Annotated in this window: 23 protein-coding genes; 14 read left to right on the forward strand and 9 right to left on the reverse strand. The window is 55.4% G+C overall.

Translation table 11 applies throughout. The features are described from left to right. Nucleotides 1-45: 45 nt before the first annotated feature. Entirely contained in the window at nt 46-384 is a 339-nt protein-coding gene (locus INT32_RS00615) for a P-II family nitrogen regulator (protein WP_100696950.1), read from the forward strand. Between the two features lie 196 nt (nt 385-580). Here the strand turns inward: INT32_RS00615 and INT32_RS00620 are convergent, their stop codons facing one another. Further along, nucleotides 581-1,150: a chorismate lyase gene (locus INT32_RS00620; protein ID WP_193086803.1), complete on the reverse strand. Its 570-nt coding sequence runs from the start codon at nt 1,148-1,150 to the stop codon at nt 581-583. 127 nt (nt 1,151-1,277) lie between these two features. Between INT32_RS00620 and INT32_RS00625 the strand changes: the two genes are divergently transcribed. After that, nucleotides 1,278-2,003, forward strand: coding sequence for a pseudouridine synthase (locus tag INT32_RS00625; protein WP_193086804.1), 726 nt, complete (start codon nt 1,278-1,280; stop codon nt 2,001-2,003). Between the two features lie 86 nt (nt 2,004-2,089). Then, nucleotides 2,090-2,665 carry a hypothetical protein gene (locus tag INT32_RS00630; RefSeq protein WP_193086805.1) on the forward strand — a complete coding sequence of 192 codons (576 nt, stop codon included), beginning with the start codon at nt 2,090-2,092 and terminating at the stop codon, nt 2,663-2,665. Between the two features lie 163 nt (nt 2,666-2,828). Here INT32_RS00630 and xth read toward each other — a convergent pair whose 3' ends face one another. Continuing rightward, a complete protein-coding gene (xth, locus tag INT32_RS00635) occupies nt 2,829-3,611 on the reverse strand; it encodes an exodeoxyribonuclease III (RefSeq protein WP_193086806.1) in 783 nt (260 codons plus the stop codon). A gap of 97 nt (nt 3,612-3,708) precedes the next feature. Between xth and INT32_RS00640 the strand changes: the two genes are divergently transcribed. From INT32_RS00640 to chrA, 11 genes are all read left to right on the forward strand, one after another. Continuing rightward, nucleotides 3,709-4,890 carry an acetyl-CoA C-acyltransferase family protein gene (locus INT32_RS00640; RefSeq protein WP_193086807.1) on the forward strand — a complete coding sequence of 394 codons (1,182 nt, stop codon included), beginning with the start codon at nt 3,709-3,711 and terminating at the stop codon, nt 4,888-4,890. A gap of 6 nt (nt 4,891-4,896) precedes the next feature. Further along, nucleotides 4,897-5,679: a spermidine synthase gene (locus INT32_RS00645; protein WP_226816361.1), complete on the forward strand. Its 783-nt coding sequence runs from the start codon at nt 4,897-4,899 to the stop codon at nt 5,677-5,679. A 129-nt stretch (nt 5,680-5,808) separates the two neighbouring features. Next, nucleotides 5,809-6,780 (forward strand): ABC transporter substrate-binding protein, encoded by a 972-nt coding sequence (locus tag INT32_RS00650; RefSeq protein ID WP_193086808.1) that lies wholly within the window; start codon nt 5,809-5,811, stop codon nt 6,778-6,780. Nucleotides 6,781-6,848: 68 nt separating this feature from the next. Then, on the forward strand, nt 6,849-7,739 hold the full coding sequence (locus tag INT32_RS00655; RefSeq protein WP_193086809.1) for an ABC transporter permease: 891 nt from the start codon (nt 6,849-6,851) through the stop codon (nt 7,737-7,739). A 1-nt stretch (nt 7,740) separates the two neighbouring features. Beyond that, nucleotides 7,741-8,535: an ABC transporter ATP-binding protein gene (locus INT32_RS00660; RefSeq protein ID WP_193086810.1), complete on the forward strand. Its 795-nt coding sequence runs from the start codon at nt 7,741-7,743 to the stop codon at nt 8,533-8,535. A 465-nt stretch (nt 8,536-9,000) separates the two neighbouring features. Next, nucleotides 9,001-10,281, forward strand: coding sequence for an efflux RND transporter periplasmic adaptor subunit (locus INT32_RS00665; RefSeq protein ID WP_226816362.1), 1,281 nt, complete (start codon nt 9,001-9,003; stop codon nt 10,279-10,281). 9 nt (nt 10,282-10,290) lie between these two features. After that, entirely contained in the window at nt 10,291-13,542 is a 3,252-nt protein-coding gene (locus INT32_RS00670) for an efflux RND transporter permease subunit (RefSeq protein ID WP_193086811.1), read from the forward strand. Nucleotides 13,543-13,544: 2 nt separating this feature from the next. Beyond that, nucleotides 13,545-15,053 carry an efflux transporter outer membrane subunit gene (locus INT32_RS00675; protein WP_193086812.1) on the forward strand — a complete coding sequence of 503 codons (1,509 nt, stop codon included), beginning with the start codon at nt 13,545-13,547 and terminating at the stop codon, nt 15,051-15,053. Between the two features lie 13 nt (nt 15,054-15,066). After that, a complete protein-coding gene (pdxJ, locus tag INT32_RS00680; protein ID WP_193086813.1) occupies nt 15,067-15,780 on the forward strand; it encodes a pyridoxine 5'-phosphate synthase in 714 nt (237 codons plus the stop codon). A gap of 104 nt (nt 15,781-15,884) precedes the next feature. Continuing rightward, nucleotides 15,885-16,466 (forward strand): nitroreductase, encoded by a 582-nt coding sequence (locus tag INT32_RS00685; protein ID WP_193086814.1) that lies wholly within the window; start codon nt 15,885-15,887, stop codon nt 16,464-16,466. Between the two features lie 385 nt (nt 16,467-16,851). Continuing rightward, a complete protein-coding gene (chrA, locus tag INT32_RS00690) occupies nt 16,852-18,063 on the forward strand; it encodes a chromate efflux transporter (RefSeq protein WP_193086815.1) in 1,212 nt (403 codons plus the stop codon). Between the two features lie 207 nt (nt 18,064-18,270). Here chrA and INT32_RS00695 read toward each other — a convergent pair whose 3' ends face one another. From INT32_RS00695 to INT32_RS00725, 7 genes are all read right to left on the reverse strand, one after another. After that, on the reverse strand, nt 18,271-18,798 hold the full coding sequence (locus INT32_RS00695) for a monovalent cation/H(+) antiporter subunit G (protein WP_193086816.1): 528 nt from the start codon (nt 18,796-18,798) through the stop codon (nt 18,271-18,273). Beyond that, a complete protein-coding gene (locus tag INT32_RS00700; RefSeq protein WP_100696923.1) occupies nt 18,795-19,076 on the reverse strand; it encodes a K+/H+ antiporter subunit F in 282 nt (93 codons plus the stop codon). Before INT32_RS00700 ends, INT32_RS00695 begins: the two co-directional genes overlap by 4 nt. Beyond that, on the reverse strand, nt 19,076-19,567 hold the full coding sequence (locus INT32_RS00705) for a Na+/H+ antiporter subunit E (protein ID WP_193086817.1): 492 nt from the start codon (nt 19,565-19,567) through the stop codon (nt 19,076-19,078). The genes INT32_RS00700 and INT32_RS00705 overlap by 1 nt, the downstream gene beginning before the upstream one ends. Next, nucleotides 19,564-21,204 (reverse strand): monovalent cation/H+ antiporter subunit D, encoded by a 1,641-nt coding sequence (locus INT32_RS00710; protein WP_193086818.1) that lies wholly within the window; start codon nt 21,202-21,204, stop codon nt 19,564-19,566. The genes INT32_RS00705 and INT32_RS00710 overlap by 4 nt, the downstream gene beginning before the upstream one ends. Then, nucleotides 21,201-21,542, reverse strand: coding sequence for a Na+/H+ antiporter subunit C (locus INT32_RS00715; RefSeq protein WP_128394148.1), 342 nt, complete (start codon nt 21,540-21,542; stop codon nt 21,201-21,203). Before INT32_RS00715 ends, INT32_RS00710 begins: the two co-directional genes overlap by 4 nt. Continuing rightward, nucleotides 21,533-24,517 (reverse strand): monovalent cation/H+ antiporter subunit A, encoded by a 2,985-nt coding sequence (locus tag INT32_RS00720; protein WP_193086819.1) that lies wholly within the window; start codon nt 24,515-24,517, stop codon nt 21,533-21,535. Before INT32_RS00720 ends, INT32_RS00715 begins: the two co-directional genes overlap by 10 nt. Nucleotides 24,518-24,827: 310 nt before the next feature. Next, entirely contained in the window at nt 24,828-26,135 is a 1,308-nt protein-coding gene (locus tag INT32_RS00725; RefSeq protein ID WP_193086820.1) for an anti-sigma factor domain-containing protein, read from the reverse strand. Between the last annotated feature and the right edge of the window lie 49 nt (nt 26,136-26,184).

Raw genomic sequence — 26,184 nt, forward strand, 5'->3', positions numbered from 1 at the left:
CAGTAATAAAAGCGCGGCCTGGCCCCGTAAAGTAAAGGAAACCACGTGAAATTAATAACAGCCATCATTAAACCCTTCAAGTTGGACGAAGTTCGTGAATCTTTGGCAGATATCGGCGTCAGCGGTCTGACCGTTGCGGAAGTAAAAGGGTTTGGCCGTCAGAAAGGGCACACAGAGCTATATCGTGGCGCCGAATATGTGGTGGACTTTCTTCCCAAAGTCAGGGTAGAAGTGGTCATTGCAGACAGTCTGGTTGAATCGGCCATTGAAGCCATTATCAAAGCGGCGCGTACTGGCAAAATAGGCGACGGGAAAATTTTCGTTACACCGGTCGAACGCGCAATTCGTATCCGTACCGGTGAGCAGGACGACAACGCACTGTAACCCTCATACGATCAGATCTCTATGACACAGCAGCGACAAACGCAACGATTTTGAACGCAATGTTTTTGAAGTAAGAGCCACCCGCCGCAGGTGGCCCCAACGTTCCTGCATCGCGCTGTATTACGCATTCCGTTGCAAAATCCAGAGTCATATCTACTTTAAAAAAAGTCAGTCTGACTCCTCGCCGCCGGCCGTGTTAAACCCTGGGATGCTTAAGCAATTGCGACCAGAAGGCAGGTAAAAAGCATTCGGTCACCTGCAGCGGCTGGCCGTTTTTCCAGAAAACCGAGCGACGGGTGGGCAGTCTGGGCTGTGCAGGCGAGGGCAGTTGGCCTGCACGCACGACGGCTTTAAATATTGGCATTGGCGATTTTGCTATGCAGGACTCGAACACAGATCGTACAATAGCCGGATCATGATACAGAATATCGGCCAGTGGCCGTGTGCGTAGCCGACGTACTGCCTGCCATACCGATTGGGCAGCATCCAGCGGCGTTATGCTGCGGGCGATTACCGCAGGCGTGCCGTCAATAGACATGCAGATCTCCCGTACCCAGACAATCGTATTGGCTGCCTTTCTGATGGTCCGCGCTTCATCCGTGCTGACCACCTCGGCAAATTCACCGATCACCTGGATGCGTACCTCGCCTTGTCTGCGTAAACCCTGAGTAAGCGGGCCCGGGCGAGACAGCCAGTATTTCTGGACAGGATCAAGTTTAGGTGGCGGCCGGCTCAGCCAGCCGGGTGAATAAGGTTCATGCTTCATGGGTCGCGGGGTGTGAGAGCCTGCAGATAAATCGTGGTCTTGTAATAACCACGCTCAAACAGAAACGTCCGGTGCGTCCGGACAAAGAAACACACTATAGCAAATTTGCGTAAGCAAACGGAATCAAATGGAAAAGACAAGAATATCTAAACTGCTTGCCGAGCGCGGACTGTGTTCCCGGCGTGAAGCCGACGCTTACATTGAACGCGGCTGGGTGCGCGTAGACGGAAAGGTCGCCACGCTGGGCGAGAAGGCGTTTCCCGATCAGTCCATTACGCTGGACAAGTCAGCCCAGGCGCGACAGACGGCCCGGGTCACCATCATCATGAACAAGCCGGTGGGCTACGTCTCGGGTCAGGCCGAAGAGGGTTATCGGCCTGCGGTAACGCTGATCACGCCTGATCGGCAGTACGATCGTGACAAACATACCTTCAGTCCGTCACATTTAAGAGGGCTGGCGCCGGCCGGCAGGCTGGATATCGATTCACAAGGCTTGCTGGTTCTCACTCAGGATGGGCGTATTGCCCGACAGCTGATCGGCGAAGACTCAGAAGTGGAAAAGGAGTATCTGGTCCGCGTCGAAGGCAGGATCAGCGGCAATGGGCTGCAATTGCTCAATAACGGACTGTCCCTAGATGGTGATGTGCTGCGTCCGGCGCAGGTGAGCTGGCAAAATGACGACCAACTCAAGTTTATTTTGCAGGAAGGCAAGAAACGGCAGATTCGCCGTATGTGTCAAATGGTGGGCCTTAATGTGATCGGCTTAAAACGGGTTCGCATGGGCAATGTGTCGCTGGCGGACCTGCCCCCGGGCAAATGGCGTTACCTCAAAAGCCATGAACGCTTTTTGTGATCGGGTGGGAAAAGTGTCCATGCGAATTTCCAACAATATCTTATAATGGCGCCATAAGTCTTTTACCAGAATCAAGGAAACCGACCATGCACATCAAAAGAGGGGTACTTTTTGTTGCAATCGCTGCCACGCTGACCCTGGCAGGCTGCGACACTATGGATCACTTGCTCAAGAATCGCTCAAGCGGCGGCACGCGAGTCAGTGATGTGCCGACAGCGCCACCGCCTTCGTCCGGTCAGGCCCCGGCCCCGGCCACGTCAACCCCGCCGGCGCCGTCGAGCTCGGTCGCTACATCGTCGCTCATCATGTACATCGCGTCCCGCACGCCAACGCAGGGTTACACGGCCGTGCGCCAGAACGGCGTGCTTGTGCATGTCGACCCGACCCAGACATTGACCCGCAACGATTTGCAGAACGCTGTGGCTACCCGCAACAGTGCGGGCAAGGCTTTTGTGAAACTTGAATTTTCCCCTTCCGGCAGCCAACGATTGGCCAGCCTGACCAGCAACAATATCGGCAAGAGCTTTGCGGTCACGCAGAAAAACCGTCTGATATCGATCATCAATATCGGCAAGCCCATTACTTCGGGCGTGCTGTATGTGCCCATGTCCAGCGAACAGGCAGCCACCAGCTTTGAAGATCAGATTCTGGATGGTGAGTAGTAAAGCTGACGACACGTAAAGCCAGCGATACACCGAGCGCCACTAGGGTCTTGCGCAGTACATTGCCAGTGTCAGCGATGCCCCTTAAACAGTAAAGGCCGGAAATCTTCCGGCCTTTTGTCATTCTGCAGTCATCAGGCAATCGCAGCCCGTCAGGACCTTGTCAGGCAAATGACAAGGAGAGCGTGGCGACAACCGGCGCATGATCCGACGGTTGTTCATTGCCACGGGGCGCCTTGTCAATAACGCAGGCTGTGCAATGCTGCGCCAGCGACGGGGTCAGCAGGACATGGTCAATGCGAAGCCCGGCGTTGCGGCGAAATCCCATCATCCGGTAATCCCACCAGCTGAACAGTTTTTCTTCCTGGTCAAACAGACGAAATGAATCGGTGAGCCCAAGGCCGCTGAGCGCCTGCATGGCGGCGCGTTCCTTGGGAGAGATCAGAATATCGCCGGTATATTTGGCGTGTACATCGCGGTCTTCTGGCGCAATGTTGTAGTCGCCGCAAATGGCCAGATTCGGAAATAATTTCATCTGCGCTTCAACGAACTGGTTAAGCGCAGCATACCATTCCAGTTTGTAGTTGTATTTGTCGCTGTCCAGCGCACTGCCATTGGGGCAATAGGCGCAAATGACCCGCATCGGGCCTTCGCTGGTCTGGCAGGTCGCCGTGATCAGGCGCTGCTGGGTATCGGGGTAGAGCGGGTTGTTGACGATCACGTCTTCCAGTGACGAACGCGACAAAATGGCCACCCCATTATAGGTTTTCTGACCGGTCCAGACAGCGTCGTAGCCCAGTTCCTGGAAAGCATCTTTGGGGAATTTTTCATTGACCTGCTTGAGCTCCTGAATACACAAGATATCGATACTGTGCTGATCCAGCCAGGCCAGCACCTGCGGCAGACGTACAGTGAGCGAATTGACATTCCAAGTAGCGATTTTCATAGCGGTCCTGATTTTCCGTTGAACACAAACAGCGGGCTTTCATTGTATGCCGGATGCGTTATGATTCGCTTCTCTTCACACAAAAAAAGGAATTATCATGCCTGACGTTTTCGTGGTATCCGGTGTTCGTACTGCCATTGGCGGCTTTGGCGGAAGTCTGAAAAATGCAAGCCCTGGCGAGCTGGGAGCAACGGTCATCCGGGCAGCCATGGAGCGTGCTGCGGTGACGGGCGACGATATCGGCCACGTAGCGCTGGGGCATGTCATCAATACCGAGCCGCGCGACATGTATCTGTCGCGCTATGCGGCGGTCACGGCCGGTGTCGCACAGGGTACGCCGGCTTTCAATGTCAACCGCCTTTGCGGCTCTGGTCTGCAGGCCATTGTCTCTGCCGCCCAGACATTGCTGCTGGGAGATGCCCAAATCGCTATCGCCGGCGGCGTCGAGAACATGAGCCGCGCGCCTTACATTGCACCGGCACATCGGTTTGGCGCCAGAATGGGGGACAGTGCGATGCAGGATATGATGACCGGCGCGCTGTCCGATCCGTTTGAAAAAATGCATATGGGTGTCACGGCCGAAAATGTGGCCAGGGAATATGGCGTGTCCCGTCAGCAGCAGGACGAACTGGCCGTCGCTTCCCATCAGCGCGCGGCGAACGCCATTGACCAGGGCTATTTCAAGGACCAGATCGTGCCGGTGGTCATGAAATCGCGCAAAGGCGATATTGTGTTCGATACCGATGAGCACGTGCGACGCGACATCACGCTCGAGGGGCTGTCAACCCTGAAGCCGGTGTTTGTCAAGGAGGCTGGAACAGTCACCGCCGGCAATGCGTCAGGTATTAATGACGGCGCGGCCGCACTGGTGCTGATGAACGGTGAAATGATCAAGGAACGCGGCGCGAAACCACTGGCCCGTCTGGTGGCATATGGCCACGCCGGCGTTGACCCTCGGCTGATGGGTATCGGTCCGGTTCCGGCAACGCGCAATGCCCTGGCCAAGGCCGGGCTGAAGATTGAAGATATGGACGTGATTGAGGCCAATGAAGCGTTTGCTGCCCAGGCTTGCGCAGTCACGCAGCAATTGGGAATGGATCCGGCCAAAGTCAATCCCAACGGCAGCGGCATCGGGCTGGGCCATCCGGTCGGAGCAACCGGGGCCATCATCACCGTGAAGGCCCTGCACGAGTTGCAGCGTGTTGGCGGACGCTATGCACTGGTTACCATGTGCATAGGCGGCGGACAAGGGATTGCCGCTATCTTCGAACGGGTCTGATGACGCATGCAGCACCAGAAAAGGGAACCACACCCCGACTACGATGAGCCGATGATCTCCGAATCGCAGGGTGTACGGTACCTGCATTTCAATAGCGAATGGATTCAGGGCGCTATGCGGGTGAACCGTCCCGAAAAACTGGAATTCGAATATACGCAGCAGATGATGTCCTGGCTGTTGTTTCTGGCGCCGCCGGTTGACCGGGGTATCGGTATTCTGGGTCTGGGGGCCGGGTCCCTGACGCGGTTTTGCCAGCATCATTTCGATAGCGATGTCGTGACCGTGGAATACAATCCCCAGGTCACGGCCATATGCGAGTCAGCTTTTGAGTTGCAGCAAACGGCCTCGTGCCGGGTGATCCATGAAGATGCGCAGGACTGGGTCCTGGATCCGCTCAATGAAAACGGCTACGGCGCGCTCATGGTGGACCTGTACGATTACACCGCGCAGGGACCGGTATGTTCGTCCGATCAGTTTTACCGGGGTTGCCGGCAGGTATGCGCCGATCTGGGGGTAGTCACGATAAACCTGTTTGGCCATCACGGCAGTTTTCGCAAGAATATGCGCAATATCAAACGGGCTTTTGACGATCGCGTGATCCTGTTTCCGGAAACAATTGATGGCAACCGTATCGTCATTGCATTTACCGGCCCGCCATTGCAGGTAACGGTTGAGCAGTTGCAGCAGCGAGCCAGGCGCGTGCAGAGCCTGTACCGGCTGCCTGCGACGGGCTGGCTTCGGACGCTGCTCCAGGAAAACGGCAAGGCTGGGGAAGTAATCAGTTTCTAAGCGCCGGCAACCCTGGCTGCACATACAGATTGCGTTGCCGGGCGCACTTATTCTCGTTAATACCACTGGTACAAAGCGGTTTGCTGTGACAGAATCGCTGAGTTCAGAACATGTCATTCAGGAGTTGTTATGATCAAGGGCACGTTTACCTTCTGCCTTTCCGCTGCGCTGGTTTCTACTGCGCTGCTTACTGGCGCGGCCCAGGCAGCAGACAAGTTTGTGGCCGTTACATCCATCGTTGAACATCCGGCCCTGGATGCCGTACGCGATGGTGTCAAGCAAGCGCTGGCCAAGGAAGGCTTTGAAGAAGGTAAGAATCTGAAGTGGAAATATCAAAGCGCGCAGGGCAATACCGGGACGGCAGCCCAGATTGCACGCCAATTCATCGGTGAAAGGCCCGATGCCATCGTTGCTATTGCCACGCCGTCGGCGCAGGCACTGGTTGCAGCAACCAAGACCATTCCGGTGGTGTATTCTGCTGTGACCGACCCGGTTGCGGCCCAGTTGGTCAAGTCCATGGACGCCTCGGGCGCCAACGTGACCGGTGTTTCCGATGTGCTGGTCCTGGAAAAGCAGATTGAATTGATCAAGCAGGTATTGCCTGATGCCAAACGCGTAGGGATTGTCTACAATCCGGGCGAAGCCAATTCCAGCGTGGTGGTCAACCGTCTGAAGGAGCTGCTGCCCAAGTCTGGCATGACGCTTGTTGAAGCGTCCGCGCCGCGCTCGGTTGATGTGGGCTCGGCCGCACGCAGTCTGGCGGGCAAGGTTGATGTGATCTATACCAATACCGACAACAACGTGGTATCGGCCTACGAAGCCCTGGTAAAGGTGGGCAATGAGTCCAAGATCCCGCTGGTCGCTTCGGACACCGATAGCGTCAAGCGTGGCGCCATTGCCGCCCTGGGCATAAACTACAAGAATCTGGGAATGCAGACTGGTACAATCGTGGCGCGTATCCTGAAAGGCGAAAAGCCAGGCAGCATCGCTTCTGAGACCAGCAAAACGCTGGAGCTGTTCGTCAACCCGGGGGCTGCCAAAAAGCAAGGGGTCACATTGAGCGAAGACTTTGTCAAAAGCGCCAAAGTGGTTGTGAAATAACCCGTTGCCACCATTTTCACCGGCCTGGGCTCATCTCAGGCCTTTTTATTTGATCACAAATTCTTAACATGTCTCTTTTTTCTTCCCTTGGTGCGCTGGAGCTGGGTTTTATCTACAGTCTGGTTGCGCTGGGCGTGTTCATTTCCTTTCGCGTCTTGCGCTTTCCCGATCTGACGGTTGATGGTACTTTCGCCACGGGCGGTGCGGTGTCTGCGCTTCTGGTCAGCAGCGGTTACGACCCCTTCGTGGCCAGTGCGGCGGCGATGATCGCTTGCGGCTTTGCTGGAATGATTACCGGCTGGCTCAACGTCAAACTGGGCATCATGGATCTGCTGGCCAGTATTTTGATGATGACAGCCCTATATTCGATCAACCTGCGCATCATGGGCGGGCCCAATATCCCGCTGATCACCAGCGACACTGTGTTTTCGCTCACGCAACCGGCAGCGCTCGACGATTTTGTCTGGCGCCCGGCATTGCTGTTCATTGTGGTGGTTGTCGTCAAAATCCTGCTGGATGCCTATTTTTCGACCCGTTCGGGGCTGGCCATGCGTTCGACCGGTTCGAATTTGCGGATGGCGCGGGCCCAGGGCATTTCTACAGACCGCATGGTGCTGATCGGCATGGCGCTATCGAATGCGCTGGTGGGTCTGGGCGGTGCGCTGTTTGCCCAGTCTCAGGGCGGGGCTGATATTTCCATGGGAATCGGCACCATTGTGATCGGTCTGGCGGCGGTTATCGTGGGAGAAAGCATTTTGCCTGCGAGGCGTTTTCTTTTCATTACGCTGGCCGTCATTGCAGGGGCCATTCTTTATCGTTTCTTCATTGCATTGGCGCTCAACAGCGATTTCATCGGCCTGAAGGCTCAGGATCTGAATTTGATTACTGCATTGCTGGTAGCCGTAGCGCTGATTCTGCCCAAGCTTCGCCGTAGCCTGCGAATCAAAGGACGCGCCTGATATGTTGAACGCACAAAATCTGCATATTACTTTCAATGCTGGCACTCCCATTGAAACCCGCGCCTTGCGTGGCTTGTCCCTGAGCATTCCGCAAGGGCAGTTCGTGACAGTGATCGGTTCCAATGGGGCCGGCAAGTCAACTTTCCTGAATGCGGTGTCGGGCGAACTGATGGTCGACTCGGGTACCATTCATATCAACGACGAGAACGTTACCCGCAAAAGCGTGTGGCAGCGGGCAGTCAATGTGGCGCGGGTGTTTCAGGACCCGATGGCGGGCACCTGTGAAGACTTGACGATCGAAGAGAATATGTCGCTGGCCTATTGTCGAGGCGGCCAACGCGGTCTTCGTCCGGCTTTGCGCAGTGACCTGCGGCAGTTATTCCGGGAGCGGCTGACCATTCTGGGCCTGGGCCTGGAGTCGCGGCTGACCGACCGCATCGGCTTGTTGTCGGGCGGACAGCGCCAGGCGGTAAGTTTATTGATGGCGGCACTGCAGCCCAGCAAAATACTCCTGCTGGACGAACACACGGCCGCGCTCGACCCACGGACAGCCCAATTTGTCCTGAATCTCACAGAAAAGATCGTGACGGAACAGAAACTGACTACCATGATGGTGACGCACAGTATGAAACAGGCACTGGAAATCGGCGAACGAACCATTATGCTGCACCAGGGACAGGTCGTTCTTGATGTGGCCGGCGAGCAGCGCCGGGACATGACGGTCAGCGACCTGTTGCAGATGTTTGAGAAGGTCAGGGGAGAACAGATCACCGATGACGCCCTGTTGCTCGATTGACACTGTGCGGGCTCACAAAAGCAGATTTTTATCCTCCCTGGCGGGCGGATGACGCCAAAACCGGCACAGCCATGTTATTTTTATTGCATCTTTGCCAAGCAGTAGCCGACCGGGGCTATTTACCAAGCCCGGCGCCGGTGGGTGATTCAGCCACAGTGCACTGGATATTGGCACGGCTGATACGGCGGCCTGCGTAGCCAACCGGGCAGGCAGGGGCCGCTTTGGCTGTGCTTTTTCAATAATCGACGGATCCAGCGCATTGCGCAGATTCGCCAATCTATAGCCCATTTCTCAGATGAGAGTGCTCACAAAATTCTCGAGGATCTGATAAAAACCCTAGAACTTAAGGGTTTATACTAAATAGTATTTGCTTAGGCAATTATTTTCTGGTTATAATCTTTTCTTCAACACCGTTCAATCAGCTATCCGTCAGGATCAGCCCTCGCTCTCAAGGTTTCCAGCCCAATGACAAACAGACTCTTTATACACAAGCGCTATGTTGCAACAGTTTTGCTGTCATGCCTGGTTGCGCTAGGCGGTTGCGGTAAGGAAGATCAGCAAGCAGGCGCGCAAAGCGGCCCGCCGCCGACACCGGTCAGCACAGTCAAATTGACTGAGACACCTACCACCATCTTTACAACGCTGCCAGGCCGGGTTAGCGCCGTGCGCGATGCACAGGTGCGCGCCCGCGTTAACGGTATCGTGCAAAAAATTGAATTTGAGCAGGGTCGAGAAGTAAAGAAAGGACAGGTGCTCTTTCGTATTGATCCGGCAACCTACAAAGCCCAGTACGCTCAGGCTGAAGCCGCATTGAATCAGGCCAAAGCGACTGCGGGAAGTGCCCGGCAACTGGCCAACCGCTATGCCACCCTGGTCAAATCTAACGCCGTGAGCCGTCAGGAGTATGACGATGCGCGCGCGCAGGCAAACCAGGCAGATGCAACCATCGCTTCGGCCAAAGCTGCACTGGATGCAGCACGCATCAATTTGTCTTATACCGATGTCGAGTCGCCCATTGACGGCATTATCGGCCGTGCCCTGGTCACAGAAGGGGCGCTGGTCAGCGGCACCGAAGCCACCGAACTGGCGCATGTGCAGCAAATGGACCCGGTCTATGTAGATTTCACCCAGTCTACCTCCGAACTTTACCGTTTGCGCAAAGCCATGGCAGATGGGCAATTGACCAAGGTTGACGAAAACACGGCAGTGGTTCAGCTTGAACTGGAAGATGGCACTCAGTACCCGGAAAACGGCCAGCTGCTGTTTACCGGCGTCAGCGTTGAACCGTCTACAGGTCAGGTTACGCTCAGGGCCACATTCCCCAACTCGGACAAGCTGCTGCTACCTGGCATGTACGTTACTGTGAAGCTGGAGCAGGGCAAGGACGACAAGGCACTGCTGATTCCCACACAAGCCATCCAGCGTTCTACCGATGGTCTGAGCAATGTCATGGTGGTACGTGATGGCAAGGTTGCTGCGGTGACCATCCAGACAGGCGGGGAAGTGAAGAGCGATACGATCGTGACGCAGGGCCTTAAAGCCGGTGACGAAGTGATTGTTGAAGGATTCCAGAAAATTCGTCCAGGCGCGCCGGTCAAACCTCAGCCATGGAAAAAAGACAAGGCGGCCGGCAATAAGGACCAGCAACCAGAGTCTGGCGCTCAGGAACAACCCAAAGAAGGGGGTGACAAAGCCCCGACACAGGAAAGCAAGCCTGAACAGCAGGGCGACAAGCCGGCACAGTGAGTATAAAACATGTCAAACTTTTTCATTAACCGGCCAATTTTTGCCTGGGTTATTGCGATTATCATATTTTTTGCGGGTATCGTTTCTATCCCCAATATGGCAATTTCGCAATACCCTGAAGTGGCACCGCCGACCATCACCGTACGTGCTACATACCCTGGCGCAGGCGCTGAAGAGGTTGCACGCTCGGTTACCAGCCTGATCGAAAACGAGCTCAACGGCGCCCAGGGCATGCTTTACTATGCCTCTACCAGCGACTCGTATGGCGCTGCCAAGATCGACGTGACCTTTGAACCAGGCACCGACCCGGATCTTGCCCAGGTGGACGTCCAGAACCGTATTTCCAGCGTGAATTCCAAGTTGCCGCAGGCGGTTACACAGCAAGGTATTACATACTCCAAGAGTACGGCGGGGTTCCTGATGATCGTAAGTCTGACCTCTACGGACGGCTCGCTTGACGATGCAGGCCTGGGCGATTACATCACACGGAATATCCAGAACTCGGTCTCCCGGATCAAGGGTGTCGGGGAATTTCAGCTGTTCGCCTCACCACGCGCCATGCGTATCTGGGTAGATTCGGCAAAAATGACTTCGTTTGGTCTGACCACCAGCGATATCAAGACTGCTCTGCAAACGCAGAATGCGCAAATTACTGGCGGCACCCTGGGGTCGCCGCCAACGCCGGATGACCAGACCACCAGTGCAACGGTGATCGTCAATGGTCAACTGAGCACCGTCAAGGAGTTCGGCGATATTGTTCTGCGCGCCACAACAGGCGGCTCTACAGTCAGGCTGCGCGATGTGGCTCGCATCGAAGTCGGTGCCGATTCCTATCAGTTCGGATCCCGCTTGAACGGGCAAACATCGGCCGCATTCGCCGTCTCGCTGGCTCCCAACGCCAATGCGCTGGAAACCTCGAATTTGGTCCAGGCCGAGATGGAAAGTCTGGCCAAGTATTTCCCTGATAATATTGAATACACGATTCCATACAACACGGCTCCGTATGTCGATGCATCTATCACCCAGGTGGTTCACACACTGGTTGAGGCGATGCTGCTGGTGTTCGTGGTGATGTTCCTGTTTCTGCAGAACATACGATATACGGTGATACCGGCCATTGTGGTGCCGGTGGCGCTCATGGGCACCATGGCGACCCTGTTGTACCTGGACTACTCCATCAATACGCTCACGATGTTCGCCATGGTGCTTGCCATTGGTATTCTGGTGGATGACGCCATTGTGGTGGTCGAGAACGTCGAAAGGATCATGGCAGAAGAAGGCCTGCAACCCAAGGAAGCCACGATAAAAGCGATGCCACAGATTTTTGGCGCGATCGTTGGTATTACACTTGTGCTGATGGTGGTTTTTGCGCCGCTATTCTTTATGAGTGGGTCTGCGGGTGTGATTTACCGTCAGTTCGCGGCTGCGATGATTATTTCTATCGGCTTTTCAGCATTTTTGGCACTTACCTTTACGCCAGCCATGTGTGCCACACTGCTCAAACCCGTGCCCAAAGGGCATCATGAGAAAAAAGGCTTTTTCGGCTGGTTTAACCGGACGTTTGCCAAAATCACGAACAACTATACGGGTTTCGTGGGCAGCCTGCTCAAGCGTGGCGGGCGCATGATGCTGATCTATCTGGGGTTGGTCATTCTGCTGGGCTTTCTGTATCTGCGTCTGCCCAGTTCGTTCCTGCCTACAGAGGATCAGGGCTATGCCGTGACCAACATCGAGTTGCCGGCAGGCGTCTCGGCCAAGCGGACCGAAGAGGTTATCAAACAGGTCGAGGAGTACTATAAGAAACAGCCTGAGGTGGAAAATATCATCACCGTGCAGGGTTTCAGTTTCAATGGCTCCGGTCTGAACTCGGCCATTGCCTTCACCCCGTTCAAGAAATTCGATGAACGCAAAGGAGCAGAGCACAGCGCTATGTCGGTCGCAGGTCGCGCCACGGGGCAACTGCTTTTCGGTATTCCTGATGCCATGGTGCTGTCTATTGTGCCGCCGTCCATCCCATCGCTGGGTACGGCTACCGGTTTCGACCTGCGCTTGCAGGATCGGGGCGGCATGGGTCAGACCCAGCTGCGTGAAGCGGCCAACCAACTGATACAGCTGTCTGGCCAGAGTAAGATTCTGTCCCAGGTGCGTATTTCGGGTCTGGGTCCTGGTCCGCAATTGAAGGTCACGGTTGATCGCATCAAGGCCTATGCGCTGGGCGTGAATATGACCGAAGTGGGCAATGTCCTGTCAGGTACGATCGGTAACAGCTATCTGGGGCAATTCCCCAACCAGGGCTGGATGCAAAACGTGTGGATTCAGTCCGAAGCCGCACAGCGGATGTCGCCGGACGATATTCTCAAACTGCGTGTGCATAACACCAGTGGTGAACTGGTTCCCATGTCTTCGTTCGTGACCCTTGACTGGGTGCATGGCGAGACACAGATCCAGCGTTACAACAGCTATGACTCCATCACTATCCAGGGTCAGGCCAATCCCGGTTATGCCAACGGCGAGGCGATGGACGAGATCGTTAAACTGATAGGTCAATTGCCTGCCGGTATCGGCTACGAGTGGACGGGCCTTTCCTATCAGGAGGTGCAGGCAGGCAACCAGGCTCCGATTATGCTGGCGCTGGCTTTTGCAGTGGTCTTCCTGGTGCTCGCGGCGCTCTATGAAAGCTGGTGGATTCCATTGTCGGCCGTTCTGATCGTACCGCTAGGTATGCTGGGCACAGTCGGTCTGGTCACTCTGGTTGGCATGTCAAATGACATTTACTTCCAGGTGGGGATGATTACCGTTATTGGTCTGTCCGCAAAGAACGCCATTCTGATTGTGGAATTTGCCAAAGACGCCTATGCTTCGGGCAAGGGCTTGGTTGAGTCCACGCTTGAGGCGGCCAAACTGCGGTTCCGCCCAATTCTGATGACCTCGTTCGCCTTCATTATGGGTGTAATCCCACTAATGCTGGCCAACGCCGAAGGTGCAGCAAGCCAGCAGGCCGTCGGTTTCGGGGTGTTTGGTGGTATGCTTGCTGCGACACCATTTGCCGTGCTGTTCGTCCCAACATTCTTTGTAGTTGTGATGACCTTCTTCAAGGTAAAACCAAGGTTGCTGGGTCGCCAGGCTGATGAACACGAGAAAGCCACCGAGGCTGAAAAAGAATCTCAGCACATCTACACCGATGTGGCTGAGGCAGATGACATGACCGCCGGTGGCGACAGCAAACGTCAGGACGGATCACCTCCAAAAGGAAATGAATAATCATGCAAGGGTCACAACGTACATTGCCCCGTTTTTCCGCTGTTTTCATGGCCGTCCTGTTGGCTGGCTGCTCATTGTCACCCGACTATACGCGGCCGGACGCACCGGTTCCGGGGACCTACCCTGGGCAGGACGACGCCAATCAGACATCCGTAGCTGATTTGGGCTGGGAGCAGTTTTTCCGTGAACCTCGCCTGAAGGCACTGATTGGCCTGGCGCTGGAAAACAACCGTGATATGCGTATTGCGGTAAAACGGGTTGATGAGGCGCGTGCTCAATATGGCATTACGCGCAGCGATCAGTTCCCGCAAATTGGCGCTACCGCGCAGGAAACTGCCCAGCGCATGCCGCCCAATATGCGTCAGGCCGGCCCGGATAGTCCATCGGTCTCGCGCAGCTTTACGGCCGGCATCGGTATTACCGACTTTGAGCTGGATTTCTTCGGCAAACAACGCAATTTGTCCGAAGCGGCATTCCAGTCCTATCTGGCAACCGTGGAAGGGCGCAAAACGGCGCAGATCAACCTGATCGGCCAACTGGCTACGGCGTACTACAATTTGCGTGCAGCGCAACAGCAAAAAGAGCTGGTTGCCAAGACACTCAAATCACGTCAGTCTACCTATGACCTGGTCCAGGCGCGCTTTCGCGGCGGCGTAGCGTCGGCGCTGGATGTCAATCAGGCCAAGACCCTGCTGGACTCTGCGCGGGCAAGCTCGGCTGAACTGGATCGCAGCGAGCAACTGGCCAGAAATGCATTGCAGCTGATTATCGGCGCGCCAATTCCTGCCGGCCTGCCTGCAGCCAGCCCGTTCGCAGGCGATGTATTGATGACGAAAATACCGGCGGGATTGCCTTCCGATTTGCTGGTGCGACGTCCTGACATCATTGCCGCAGAGCACGAGTTGCTGGCTGCCAATGCCAATATCGGCGCAGCAAGAGCGGCTTTTTTCCCAAGCATTTCCCTGACCGGACTGATTGGATCGGCCAGTCTGGGTCTCAGTACGCTTTTTTCGGGTGGACAAGGTTCCTGGTCGTTCAATCCGGTGATCACAATGCCAATTTTCACGGCAGGGCGGTTGCGCAACAATCTTGAGCTGAGCGAAGTGCGCAAGGATATTGCTGTCGCGCAGTACGAGAAATCGATTCAGACGGCATTCAAGGAAGTTGCTGACTCGCTGGCAGGGGAAGCCACCTACGGCGCCCAGTTGCAAGCCCTGAGGGATCAACAAAAATCTGCATACGAGTCGCTCAATCTGTCGGATTTGCGTTATAGAAATGGCATAGACAGCTTCCTGCAGGTTCAAACTGCCCAGATCAATCTGTTTACCGTGCAGCAGAGCTTCGTCCAGGTGGGACTCGAATCCTTGCTGAACAAAGTGGAGTTGTACAAGGCCCTGGGTGGCGGCTGGAATCGCGATACCTCGATGCGTCCGAATCCCGATGCGCCCATAGCCAATCCAGTACCGGTTTCCGGCAACGCGACACAAATCACGCCGTCAACACAGCAATAGCGCAGGATGCATCATGATTGATCTGGGTGTAAATATTGATCATGTGGCCACGCTGCGTCAGCAGCGCGGTTGTGGTTATCCTGATCCGGTCCGTGCAGCGTTGGTTGCCGAGCAGGCTGGCGCCGACGTCATTACGCTGCATTTGCGCGAAGACCGCCGGCATATTCAGGATAGCGACGTGCATGCCTTGCGGCCCTTGTTGAAGACACGCATGAATCTTGAATGCGCTGTGACCGACGAGATGCTGGATATCGCCTGTCAGGTGCGTCCTCATGACGTGTGCCTGGTGCCAGAGAAACGGCAGGAACTGACCACCGAGGGTGGGCTCGATGTCCAGACCTACTTCGAATCGGTCAGCCAGGCCATCAGCAAACTGCACGACGCACACGCACGGGTGTCGTTATTTGTCGACCCCGATCTTGAGCAGATTCGCGCTGCCGTGCAAGCGGGTGCCGGCGTCATTGAGCTGCATACAGGCGCCTACGCGCAAGCCAGCGGCGAGGCGCAGCAGCTCGAACTCGAGCGCATCCGGTTGGCAATAGCGGAAGGACTGCGGCAGGGCTTGAAAGTCAATGCTGGCCATGGCCTGCACTATCAGAACGTCCAGGCCATTGTGGCACTTGGCGGCATCTCCGAGCTCAATATTGGTCATGCCATCGTGGCCCAGGCGATATTTGACGGTTGGGAAAAGGCGGTACGGGATATGAAGGCGCTGCTGCGCAATTGAGACGAGTGTATCGGCCTGCTGATCTTCCTTTATCGTCAGGGTCATCGGCCCATTTTTCGATCTGCTGCGCTATCATATTCGTATTGCAACTCAGGTAATTGTTCATGACTCAACCCATTAATTTTCTGTTGTCCCGCAGTTCCATGAAACTGGTTACGGCGCCTGCGCCCAATGATGGCGATCTGGCCCGGATTCTGCAGGCCGCCATGGCAGCGCCTGATCACGGTAGCCTTCAGCCCTGGCGGTTCAAGATTATTCGTGGCCCGGCCATCGGCAAGTTCGCCGATTTTTCCATTGGGCTGCGCCAACAGAGCGACACGCCGTTCACGCCCGAAAAAGAAGCGGCAACCCGTGCCTGGCTCAGTGAAGTACCCATGATCATTGCTGTAGCCTGCCATATCGATTATGGCAACACTGCCATCAGCGAGACAGAGCGAGTCCTCGCCACCGGTGCCGCCGTCACCAATATCCTGAATGCTGCTTATATGCTGGGTTATGGTGCATTCTGGAGTACGGGCATTGCCACTTACATTGATGAATTTCAAGCAGGACTCGGTTTTGATTCGCTCGACTATCGGTTCCTGGGCTTCATTGCCATCGGCACGCCCAAAATGTCCATCCCGCAGAAAAAACGTCCACATTACACCCAATTCATCGACGAATGGACCGAACCACTGGACGTCTGATTCACCGGTGAGCGCTGCGATTACAACCCTATCAGAGGCGCCAGCGTTTTTCCCGCTGAGAGCCGCCTGATGAACGCGCCGGCAACGGTGGCGCGCTCGACAATGCCAGGCCAATAGCCGCAAAGAAGGCCTGCCTTGCAGCACTTCTTATTCCCCAGTGCCTGCCATCACCAGCGGCAGCCACGCAGTGACAATGCTGCTGCGCGTAACCCCTGAGCGGCATTTCTATAGCGAGTTTGTTTGTATTTCACATAAACCTTTAACTAACGAGGCGTTCAGCCTGTCAAAAAAACGCGCCGAGCACAATCGAAGTGTAAAAGAGGACTTTGTCATCAAATTTGAATTATGATGGCCGCTTTCGATATCAAATCAAGAAAGCACCACCATGAACGAGTTCCGAACCCGTACCGATCAATCCGCTTCGTGGTCTGTTTTCCTTATCTTTCTTCGCCTGGGCCTGACCTCTTTTGGCGGTCCGATCGCCCATCTGGGTTACTTTCATCACGAGTTTGTCAGCCGACGGCGCTGGCTGTCTGAACGCAGTTATGCCGATCTGGTCGCACTATGCCAATTTCTGCCTGGACCGGCCAGCAGCCAGGTCGGCATTGCACTGGGCTTATCCAGGGCTGGATATATGGGTGCTATTGCGGCATGGGCCGGCTTTACACTGCCTTCGGCTATTGCTTTGATTCTGTTTGCGCTGGGCATATCAAGCTATGCCGAGGTCATGCCTGCCGGTGTACTTCAGGGACTGAAGGTAGCAGCAGTAGCTGTCGTGGCGCATGCCGTATGGGGCATGGCGCGCTCGTTGTGTACAGATACGATGCGCATTACCATGATGGCCCTCGCGGCCATTGTCGCACTACTGGCGCCGCCCCTATGGGGGCAGATAGGCATCATCATGGTTGCTGCGTTGCTGGGCTTGTGGCTGTTCAAACCGGCTCGGGACGCCACGCTTGATGCATTGCCGGTTGCGGTAAGTCGGCGGGCAGGAATCCTGTGCCTTGTGCTCTTCTTTGTTTTACTGGCAGGACTGCCTGTTTTGGCCCAACTCGTACAAACCCATGTGATAGCTGTGGTGGACGCTTTTTTCCGTGCCGGCTCCCTGGTCTTTGGTGGCGGTCATGTTGTCCTGCCGCTGCTGCAGGCGCAGGTAGTTCCTTCTGGCTGGGTGAGCAATGACGCCTTTCTGGCAGGCTATGGCGCTGCACAGGCAGTGCCCGGCCCACTGTTTACCTTTGCCGCTTTCCTTGGCGCGACCATGAACGCCAGCGCGCCTGCCTGGATCATCGGGCTGATTTGCCTGCTGGCGATTTTTGCACCGTCTTTTCTTCTGGTCATTGGCGTGTTGCCGTTCTGGGAGCGATTGCGTCACCATCAACGCACCCGTGCAGCGCTGGCCGGCGTCAATGTCGCCGTCGTGGGCCTGCTACTTGCGGCACTGTATCAGCCGGTATGGACCAGCGCTATTTATCGCCCGCAGGACTTCGGACTGGCGTTGATCGCACTTGTGGCATTGATGTTCTGGAAACTTTCACCATGGCTGGTCGTCATTTGCAGTGGTGTCGCAGGGTGGTTGCTCAGTATTGCAGCGTAAGACGGTAGCAAAGAGAGGTGGTCAAGCGTGCACCGGTTACGGAAGCTGAGCAAACGCTGCCTTCTGCTACCCACCTAACTGCGCGGCGTTATACAAGCCGATGGGGCAAGGCGCTGCGACGCTCACAGGGCACTTCAGATATCCATCCACATCACTGCCGCCTTATGCCCACAGGCCGCCAGCGTGTTGCCTTGCCTCCAATTTTCATCAAGTGTCCGGCAGATCGGGGGCCGGCCTGGTACGTCGCGTAGCCTGGGCATCAGGCTCGTTTTTCTGGTCCTGGTCCTGGTCCTGGTCCTGGTCCGGTTCCATTTCCAGTTCTGCCTCTATAGAGGCAACGTCGCTGGCGGCCTTACGGTCTTTTCCTTCTTCACTAGCATCAGCAACTGGCGTGACTGCAATCGTGACACTATCATCGGGCGGGCTATCCCGTTCTTCACGCAATACAAAGGAACGCACCAGCAAAATGGTACTGACCGGTGAAGTAATGAAGATGAAAATACCAATCAGTATTTCATGCAGGAAGGTGCGATCCTTGAGGCTGAACGTCAGCAGCAGCGAAGCCAGCAACAGGGCCCAGAGCGCTGTGGAGTAGATGATGGCCTGTGTGTGGGTGCGGGGCAGGAAACTGCTGACCCTGACCATCCCGATACTGGCTGCCAGCACCAGCAATCCGCTGGCCACGATCAAGACTGAAGCAGGGATAACAATCCAGGGCGACAGGGTATCCATCATGGCTCGATCACCTCGCCGCGCAACAGAAAGCGCGCCATTGCCGCCGTGCTCAGAAAACCGAAAAGACTGACCAGTAAGCCGATGTCAAAATACCACGACGTGCGATATAGCATGCCTAGCGTCAGAGCGATCATCATGCCAATCAGATACAGGGTATCGATGCCCAGTACCCGATCCTGAGGCGTCGGTCCTACAAACAGGGGGTGACTTAGAATAACGCCTGCCAGTGCAAAACAGAACAGGGTGAAATAGCAGGACCAGATAAGAAGGGTTTCCATTATTCAAAAATCTCCTTCAATGGTTTCTCATAGCGTTCAATGATATAGGCTGCCCAATCACTTTCCTGGGGCAGGTCCAGAATATGCAATTGCACGTAATCTCCCGACTCCGGAAAGCCAGCCCAAAGCGTCCCAGGCGCATAGTTGATAATAGCAGCCAGAATCGCCAGCCCATGCGGGTCACGCAGCGTCAGGGGGATAGTGACAAAACCGGGCGTGATGCTGATTTTGGGATAGCGAAGAACCAGCCTGATGGCCGTCATGCTGGAGCGAAACGTATCTGTCAGCACAATACAGGTCAATTTCAATATTACCCAAATGCGTCGCGGCCTGGCCAAAAATGGCCGCAGACGACGCGACATCAGGACAATAATCACGGACGCCGCCAATGCAAAAGCCAGAGTGCCGGTGCTCAGCGGCGCATCGGCAAGCAGCAGCCAGATAACCGCAAGAAAAAGGGTCATGGGTACCCACGAAAACCACGATTTCATTGTGCACCTCCATGTGACGATATGACGGCCGGCCGGCTGTTGAGCACCGCCTTCATATAGGTTCCCGGATTGTCAAGTTGCTTGGCAGTCAGCGAGAGCTGGTCCATCACCGGACCGGCAAAAACGGTCAGCGCAATGCACAGTATTAGCAGCAGGGTAACGGGAAAGGCTTCGCGTCGACTGAGCACCGGCGGCTTTAATTTCTCGCTGCTCCAGAACATTCGAATGCCAGCGCGTCCCAGGGCAATGACTGTTGCCATGCCGGAAATCAGCATGGCTACCACCAGCAGCCATACGCTGGTGGTGGTAGAGGCATTGGTCTGGGACAGATCCAGCGCCTTGGACAGCAAGGCGAACTTGGCGATAAAGCCCGAGAATGGCGGCATACCGGCAATGACCAGGGCACAGATGAAAAAGGCCAACCCCAGAAACGCCAGGGCGAATGGTATCGGTTTACCCACAACGGTTCCGGAATAATCGGAACTGTCCTGGTCGTCGGCGCTGAATGCTTCCAGACTGACCGCCAGCACGTTACCCCCGAAAGATTCGGTACGTTTGATCAGTTCGATCAGGTAAAAGAACGTACTTGTCACCAACACGGAGCTGAGCATATAGAATAGGGAAGGGCCGGTCAGAATGACACTTGGCATACCCAGCGCAGAGAGCAGGGTGCCGGAAGACATAATGATGCAATAGCCCACCAGTCGACCGCTGTTTTTTTCCGACAAGATGCCCAGTGTGCCAAACAGCAAGGTTGCCAGCCCGATGACATACATCCAGTCGCCGCTGAACGCCGCCGGCGCGCCTGTGGGCAGCAGCAGCGAACCAATGCGCAGCAATGCGTAGATGCCTACCTTGCTCATGATCGCGAACAGCGCCGCTACCGGCGCCACTGCGGCCGAATAAGCGCTGGTCAGCCAGAAGTTCAAGGGCCAGGCGCCTGCCTTGATCAAAAAGGCAATACCCAGGATGGCGCAGGCAGCCTCGAACAATCGCCGGTCGTCGCCACTTAGCGTGGCGGCGCGCAATCCCAGGTCTGCCATATTGAGCGTACCGGTAATGCCGTACAGGACTGAAATGGCGATCAGCAACAAGAATGAGGCAATCAGGTTGACGGTAACGTAGTGCAGACCGGCAGCGACCCGGGCCATGCCCGAGCCATGCAGTGCCAGGCCATAGGAGGCGGCCAGAAAGATTTCGAAAAAAACAAACAGGTTGAACAGGTCACCGGTAAGAAATGCGCCATTCAACCCCATCAGAATGAACTGAAACAAAGGATGGAAAAAGACGCCGGCACGATCCCACAGTGCGGTTGAATAGAGCAGTGAGCACAGCCCCAGCACTGCGGTCAGTATCAGCATGATCGTGCTGAGCTGGTCGGCCACCAGCACAATGGCAAAAGGCGCCTGCCAGTTGCCCAGTAGATAAACCATAATATGGTTTTCGTAATCGTTGGGAATACGTCCGGTCGTCATGCCGAACAACGCCACCGCGACGCAAAACTGGGCAAGCACGGAAACGATGCCCAGGACGATGGTCGCGTTCCGATACTGATCGCGCAACACCAGCATGAACGCACCCACGATCATCGGAATGGCAACCGGCAGGATGGGAAGATGATTCATCCACTGGCTCATTGCGACTCCGTTCCATCTACGTGGTCAGTATTGGACAAACCGCGCAACGCAAGGATTACGACCAGAAACAGCGCTGTGGTGGCAAAGCTGATCACAATGGCGGTCAGTACCAGCGCCTGGGGAAGGGGATCGGCATAATTGGCCAGCGTTGTCGCCACACCCTTTTTCAGGATCGGCGGGGCGCCGGTCGTCAGTTTACCGGTAGCGAAAATGAACAGGTTGACCGCATAAGACACCAGCGTCAAGCCGATAATAACCTGGTAAGTACGCGGTCGCAGCAGTAGCCAAATACCCGAACCGACCATAATGCCGATGGCGATAGACAGAATCAGTTCCATGATGGTGCTCCCTGGGAATTCGGCGGCAGCGCGGGTTTGGCCGACAAGCCGGCATCGCTGCCCAGATCAGATGCAGTGCTGTCGCTGCTCGTATTTTCTTCGGCTGTCTCGGCCGACACTTTTTTGTAAAACCGCAAGGATTGGTGACTCAACGCGACCAGCATGAATAAAGTAGAGCCAACCACCACAGCGAACACGCCCAGGTCAAACAAGATGACACTGGACAAATGCAAATGTCCGAGCGGGCCAAGATCAATATCTGCGGCCATCGCAGATAAAAATGGCAGTTTGGCCAGCCATGCGGACATGCCGGCAGCGCCGGCCATCAACAAACCACCCGCAATCCAGTACTGGGGAAAGATGCGCGAGCGGTCTTCGACCCAGCGGATGCCGCCCATCATATATTGCAGGATAACGGCCGCAGCAAAAATCAGGCCTGCGACAAAGCCGCCGCCGGGCAGATTATGGCCGCGCAACAGGAAAAACAACGCAATCAGCGTGGCAATCGGCATTACAAACCGCGAAAGCACGGTCGGCACCAGCATTGTACCCGTGGGCAGTTCAGCATCCTCATCGACGCTGGCGGTATCGCCGCTCTGGCGAAAGCGTCGGTCTTCCAGTGCCTTCAGACTTTCTCGTGGCGGACGAAAACGCCGCAGCAATGCGTATACGGTAAGGGCGACAATACTGAGAACGGTAATTTCACCATACGTATCGAAACCGCGAAAGTCTACCAGCAGCACATTGACCACATTGGTGCCGCCGCCTTCGGGAAGGGCTTTTTCCAGATAGAACGAAGAAATCCCTTCTGGTCTGGGGCGCGATAACTGCAGGTAGGTAAGAATGGACATGCCCAGGCCAGCGACCACTGCAATCATCATATCGCGCAAACGCCGAACCAGGGCCCGGCCGCGGTCCGACGGCGGTTCGGTCGACATCCTGCGTGGCAGCCAGCGCAATCCCAACAGCAACAGGATCGTGGTTACCATTTCCACTACCAATTGGGTAAGGGCGAGATCCGGTGCTGACAGCCACAGATAAGTGAGACTACTGCACAGGCCGGCGCCGCCAAGCAAAACCAGTGACCGGAAACGGTTGTACTTCGCCTGGTAGGCCGCGCCAACAGCGCAACATGAGCCGACAATCCAGAGCAGCGTAAAGGGCAGATCAATATTGCGCATGGCCAGTTGCGGCCAGGCCTCAAACAGCAGTAGTGGCAGAATGGTGACTACAACCGTAATAACGACAATCCACAATACCTGAGGCTGCAGCCGCTTGGTGGAAAACAGATTCATTGCCTGATAGGCAACGGTATCAAGCAGATTCATCAGCAAATCAAAGAATACACGTCCATCGACCCGATACAGCAACGGCGTTTGGCCTGGCGCACGCCGCTGCAGGGGTCGAAGAACCAGGGCCAGCACAATACCGCCTCCCATGGCGATCAGGCTCATCGTGAGCGGTAAATTGAAACCATGCCATATGGCAAGACTGTATTGCGGCAAAGTGGGCCCGAGAATCGAGTGCGCTGCCGAAGACAACACTGGACCAATGATGGTTTGCGGCATGATGCCAATCAACAGGCAGGTCAATACCAGGATGCCGCTGGGCACGAGCATCCACAGAGGTGGTTCATGTGGCTGGTTGGGCAGATCGGTGGCCTTGGGGCCAAAGAAGACCTGCATGATCAGCCGCAGGGAATAGGCCACACTGAACGCACTGGCCAATACCGCAAAGACTGGCAGCCAAGTGGATACTTCAAGATAGTCCGGCAGGTTCAGCGTCTCGGCAAAAAACATTTCTTTCGAAATAAAGCCGTTGAGAAGGGGCACCCCGGCCATGGCGGCCGCAGCCACAACGGCCAGTGTTGCGGTTATCGGCATGGCCTTGCGCAGCCCTGACAACAGTACCAGGTCCCGGGTGCCGGTTTCATGATCGACAATGCCAGTGGCCATAAAGAGCGACGCCTTGAAAGTGGCGTGATTGATCATGTGAAACAGGGCAGCAATGAGCGCCAGTTTGCTGTTCAGGCCCAACAGCAGCGTAATCAGGCCAAGATGGCTGATCGTGGAATACGCCAGAACCGCTTTCATATCCCTCTGGAAGGTCGCCACATACGCCCCCAGAAACAGCGAGCACAGCCCGGCCATGCCGATAATCCAGAACCAGGCCGAGGTACCGGCCAGCACCGGCCAGAACCGTGCCAGAATGAACACGCCGGCCTTGACCATGGTTGCCGAATGCAGATAAGCCGAGACAGGTGTGGGCGCAGCCATCGCATTGGGTAGCCAGAAATGGAACGGAAACTGTGCGCTCTTGGTCAGGGCGCCGAGTGCGAACAGAATCAGGATGGCCAGATACCATGGGTGATTACGTAAGGTGTCGCCCGAGTCCAGCACGGCATCCAGATCATAGCTGCCCACAATGTGCCCGATCATGAGCATGGCTGCCAGCAGACAGAACCCGCCAGCTGCAGTAATGGTAAGCGCCATCCTGGCGCCTCGCTTGGCGTCCTGGCGATGGTTCCAGTAGGCGATCAACATGAAGGAAGACAGACTGGTCAGTTCCCAGAAGATAACCAGCTGGATAATATTGCCAGACAGCACTACACCAAGCATCGACCCCATGAACGCCAGAAAGAAGGAGTAGAAGCGGGTAACCGGATCTTTGGGTGACATATAGTAGCGGGCATACAGCACCACCAGCGCACCCATGATCGTAATCAGCAGCGAAAACAGCCACGCATAGCCGTCCATGCGAAAGACAAGATTCAACTTATAGGATGGCACCCATTCGAGGGTATGGACGATGGTGTTGCCCTGCAGGATATCAGGCAAAAAAGACAAGGTTATCAGGGCGCCGATGACCGCGATAATACCTGCCATCCAAGCTTCCGGGGATCTGGCGTGTACGGGCAGCAGGCCGACAAGTATACTACCCAGAAATGGAAGAATTAGAAGCAGGATTAATGACATTTAGTGCTATTTATGAAGAATTATGGCGAATTATTACAATCATACTTTATCTTTTTACATCGACGCTGATATTTTTCGCCGACCCCTGAATTTCAGCTGAAAAATGCCTGCGCTCGCCTTAGATCCACCGACAGCGGCACCGATGTCTGTTTGGAAAATAACCAGAGCGGTAATTTATTACAAGTACGCAAGACAGGGCAGGGTGCCACCTGCCAGTGCCAATTTGCAGTTGGGTCCTTAGTTGGGTCCTTAGTTGGGTCCTTTAAGGGTGGGCCCGTATTGCACGAAGCCCGGCTGTGGCGACGCTGCGCTACAGATCCGCGACGGTTCCTTTGTAAAGAATGGTGCCTGAAGGCCTGTCATTGCGAGAACCGCCATCGGGTTCCAGGCTGATCAACAGCTGATCGCCTGCAGCAATGGGCCCCACCCGTTCCGCGGTCAGAACAAAGGCTTTACTGTCACGGATCAGGGCAAGGGCGCTGTCGGTACCGTTGGATCGTTTCCATGCCTGGAGCACCAGGCCGTCCGATACGGTCTGGCGCAGCACTGGCGAAAAGCGGGCATCGCCGGCAGCATTGAAACGGACCACCCAGCCCGTTTGCGCATTGCTCATTGAGGAGTCCAGCACGGCAACTTTCCTGGGCAGATCCGAAGCAGGCGTGCCCACATACCAGAAAGTGAATGCAGCAATGGCCAGCAGCAGCGCCAGGGCGCGCCACAAGGGGAGCATGAACCAGAGCCTGCGCATGGTGGTTTTCAGGCCCGACGCGTATGGCTGTTCGGCACCGTCTTCGTCGTCCGCCTCTGGACCCTGCGCAACGCTGGTCGGCGGCTTGGCAAATGCAGCGTTTTTTATTTTTTCCCATACCCGGCTGCTGGCCACTTGCGCCGGCAGTTGACTGAGCAGGTGGGTAAACTGGGTTTCCCATAACAAGGCGATGCGCGAGACGCTGGCATCGTCATTCATCAATTTGTAGACCAGCTTTTCTTCATTTTCGGACAGCCCGCCCAATACATATTCGCCCATTTTTTCCGTGGCATGATGCGGCGGAGAAAATTCAGGCAGATGCTTGGCCAGGTGCTGCAGCCCAAGAAACAGGTTTTCCTTGAATCTGCCCAGCGGCATGCCGACTTTGGTCGCGGTTTGCGCCTGCGACATACCGCTGAAATACATATTGATCAGTGCCTTTTGCGGCTCTTCGGGCAACTCTTCCAGGTGCAGATAAAAGGCCGGCGTTACCGGCAGGTCTTCACGCACGTCTGCATGCAGATTGCTGGAAACTTCATTGAGTATCGATTCATCCTGGCTCTTGCTGGCCATCTGGATGGCATCATAGTGTTCTTTGAAAATCTGACTGATGCGATAGCGCAGGATGGAGAATATCCACCCCCGTGCCGGCCCCATGTCTTCGTCATAGGCCTCGGCATTGTTCCAGATAAGCACAAATGCAGACACGACCGCCTGTTCTGCAAGATTGTAATTCCCCAATACGCGCAGGGACAGGGCAACCATGAGCGGCGCTTCATGTTTGAACAGAGTCTGCAAGGCACTTTTCTGTCCTTTTGCACACGCTTTTAAGATTTTCTCGTAATTAAAAGGGGTGTTTCTGGCAAACATTTACTTTTTCCAGGCAATTGGGTGAAAATAGATTCAAGTTTAACCGTAA

The organism is Advenella sp. FME57 (assembly GCF_014897675.1).
GTDB lineage: Bacteria > Pseudomonadota > Gammaproteobacteria > Burkholderiales > Burkholderiaceae_B > Advenella.

Coding starts and splice junctions, on each gene's coding strand:
- INT32_RS00620 (WP_193086803.1), bottom strand. CDS start 1,150: ATGAAGCATGAACCTTATTCACCCGGCTGGCTGAGCCGGCCGCCACCT.
- INT32_RS00625 (WP_193086804.1), top strand. CDS start 1,278: ATGGAAAAGACAAGAATATCTAAACTGCTTGCCGAGCGCGGACTGTGT.
- INT32_RS00630 (WP_193086805.1), top strand. CDS start 2,090: ATGCACATCAAAAGAGGGGTACTTTTTGTTGCAATCGCTGCCACGCTG.
- xth (WP_193086806.1), bottom strand. CDS start 3,611: ATGAAAATCGCTACTTGGAATGTCAATTCGCTCACTGTACGTCTGCCG.
- INT32_RS00640 (WP_193086807.1), top strand. CDS start 3,709: ATGCCTGACGTTTTCGTGGTATCCGGTGTTCGTACTGCCATTGGCGGC.
- INT32_RS00645 (WP_226816361.1), top strand. CDS start 4,897: ATGCAGCACCAGAAAAGGGAACCACACCCCGACTACGATGAGCCGATG.
- INT32_RS00650 (WP_193086808.1), top strand. CDS start 5,809: ATGATCAAGGGCACGTTTACCTTCTGCCTTTCCGCTGCGCTGGTTTCT.
- INT32_RS00655 (WP_193086809.1), top strand. CDS start 6,849: ATGTCTCTTTTTTCTTCCCTTGGTGCGCTGGAGCTGGGTTTTATCTAC.
- INT32_RS00660 (WP_193086810.1), top strand. CDS start 7,741: ATGTTGAACGCACAAAATCTGCATATTACTTTCAATGCTGGCACTCCC.
- INT32_RS00665 (WP_226816362.1), top strand. CDS start 9,001: ATGACAAACAGACTCTTTATACACAAGCGCTATGTTGCAACAGTTTTG.
- INT32_RS00670 (WP_193086811.1), top strand. CDS start 10,291: ATGTCAAACTTTTTCATTAACCGGCCAATTTTTGCCTGGGTTATTGCG.
- INT32_RS00675 (WP_193086812.1), top strand. CDS start 13,545: ATGCAAGGGTCACAACGTACATTGCCCCGTTTTTCCGCTGTTTTCATG.
- pdxJ (WP_193086813.1), top strand. CDS start 15,067: ATGATTGATCTGGGTGTAAATATTGATCATGTGGCCACGCTGCGTCAG.
- INT32_RS00685 (WP_193086814.1), top strand. CDS start 15,885: ATGACTCAACCCATTAATTTTCTGTTGTCCCGCAGTTCCATGAAACTG.
- chrA (WP_193086815.1), top strand. CDS start 16,852: ATGAACGAGTTCCGAACCCGTACCGATCAATCCGCTTCGTGGTCTGTT.
- INT32_RS00695 (WP_193086816.1), bottom strand. CDS start 18,798: ATGATGGATACCCTGTCGCCCTGGATTGTTATCCCTGCTTCAGTCTTG.
- INT32_RS00700 (WP_100696923.1), bottom strand. CDS start 19,076: ATGGAAACCCTTCTTATCTGGTCCTGCTATTTCACCCTGTTCTGTTTT.
- INT32_RS00705 (WP_193086817.1), bottom strand. CDS start 19,567: ATGAAATCGTGGTTTTCGTGGGTACCCATGACCCTTTTTCTTGCGGTT.
- INT32_RS00710 (WP_193086818.1), bottom strand. CDS start 21,204: ATGAGCCAGTGGATGAATCATCTTCCCATCCTGCCGGTTGCCATTCCG.
- INT32_RS00715 (WP_128394148.1), bottom strand. CDS start 21,542: ATGGAACTGATTCTGTCTATCGCCATCGGCATTATGGTCGGTTCGGGT.
- INT32_RS00720 (WP_193086819.1), bottom strand. CDS start 24,517: ATGTCATTAATCCTGCTTCTAATTCTTCCATTTCTGGGTAGTATACTT.
- INT32_RS00725 (WP_193086820.1), bottom strand. CDS start 26,135: ATGTTTGCCAGAAACACCCCTTTTAATTACGAGAAAATCTTAAAAGCG.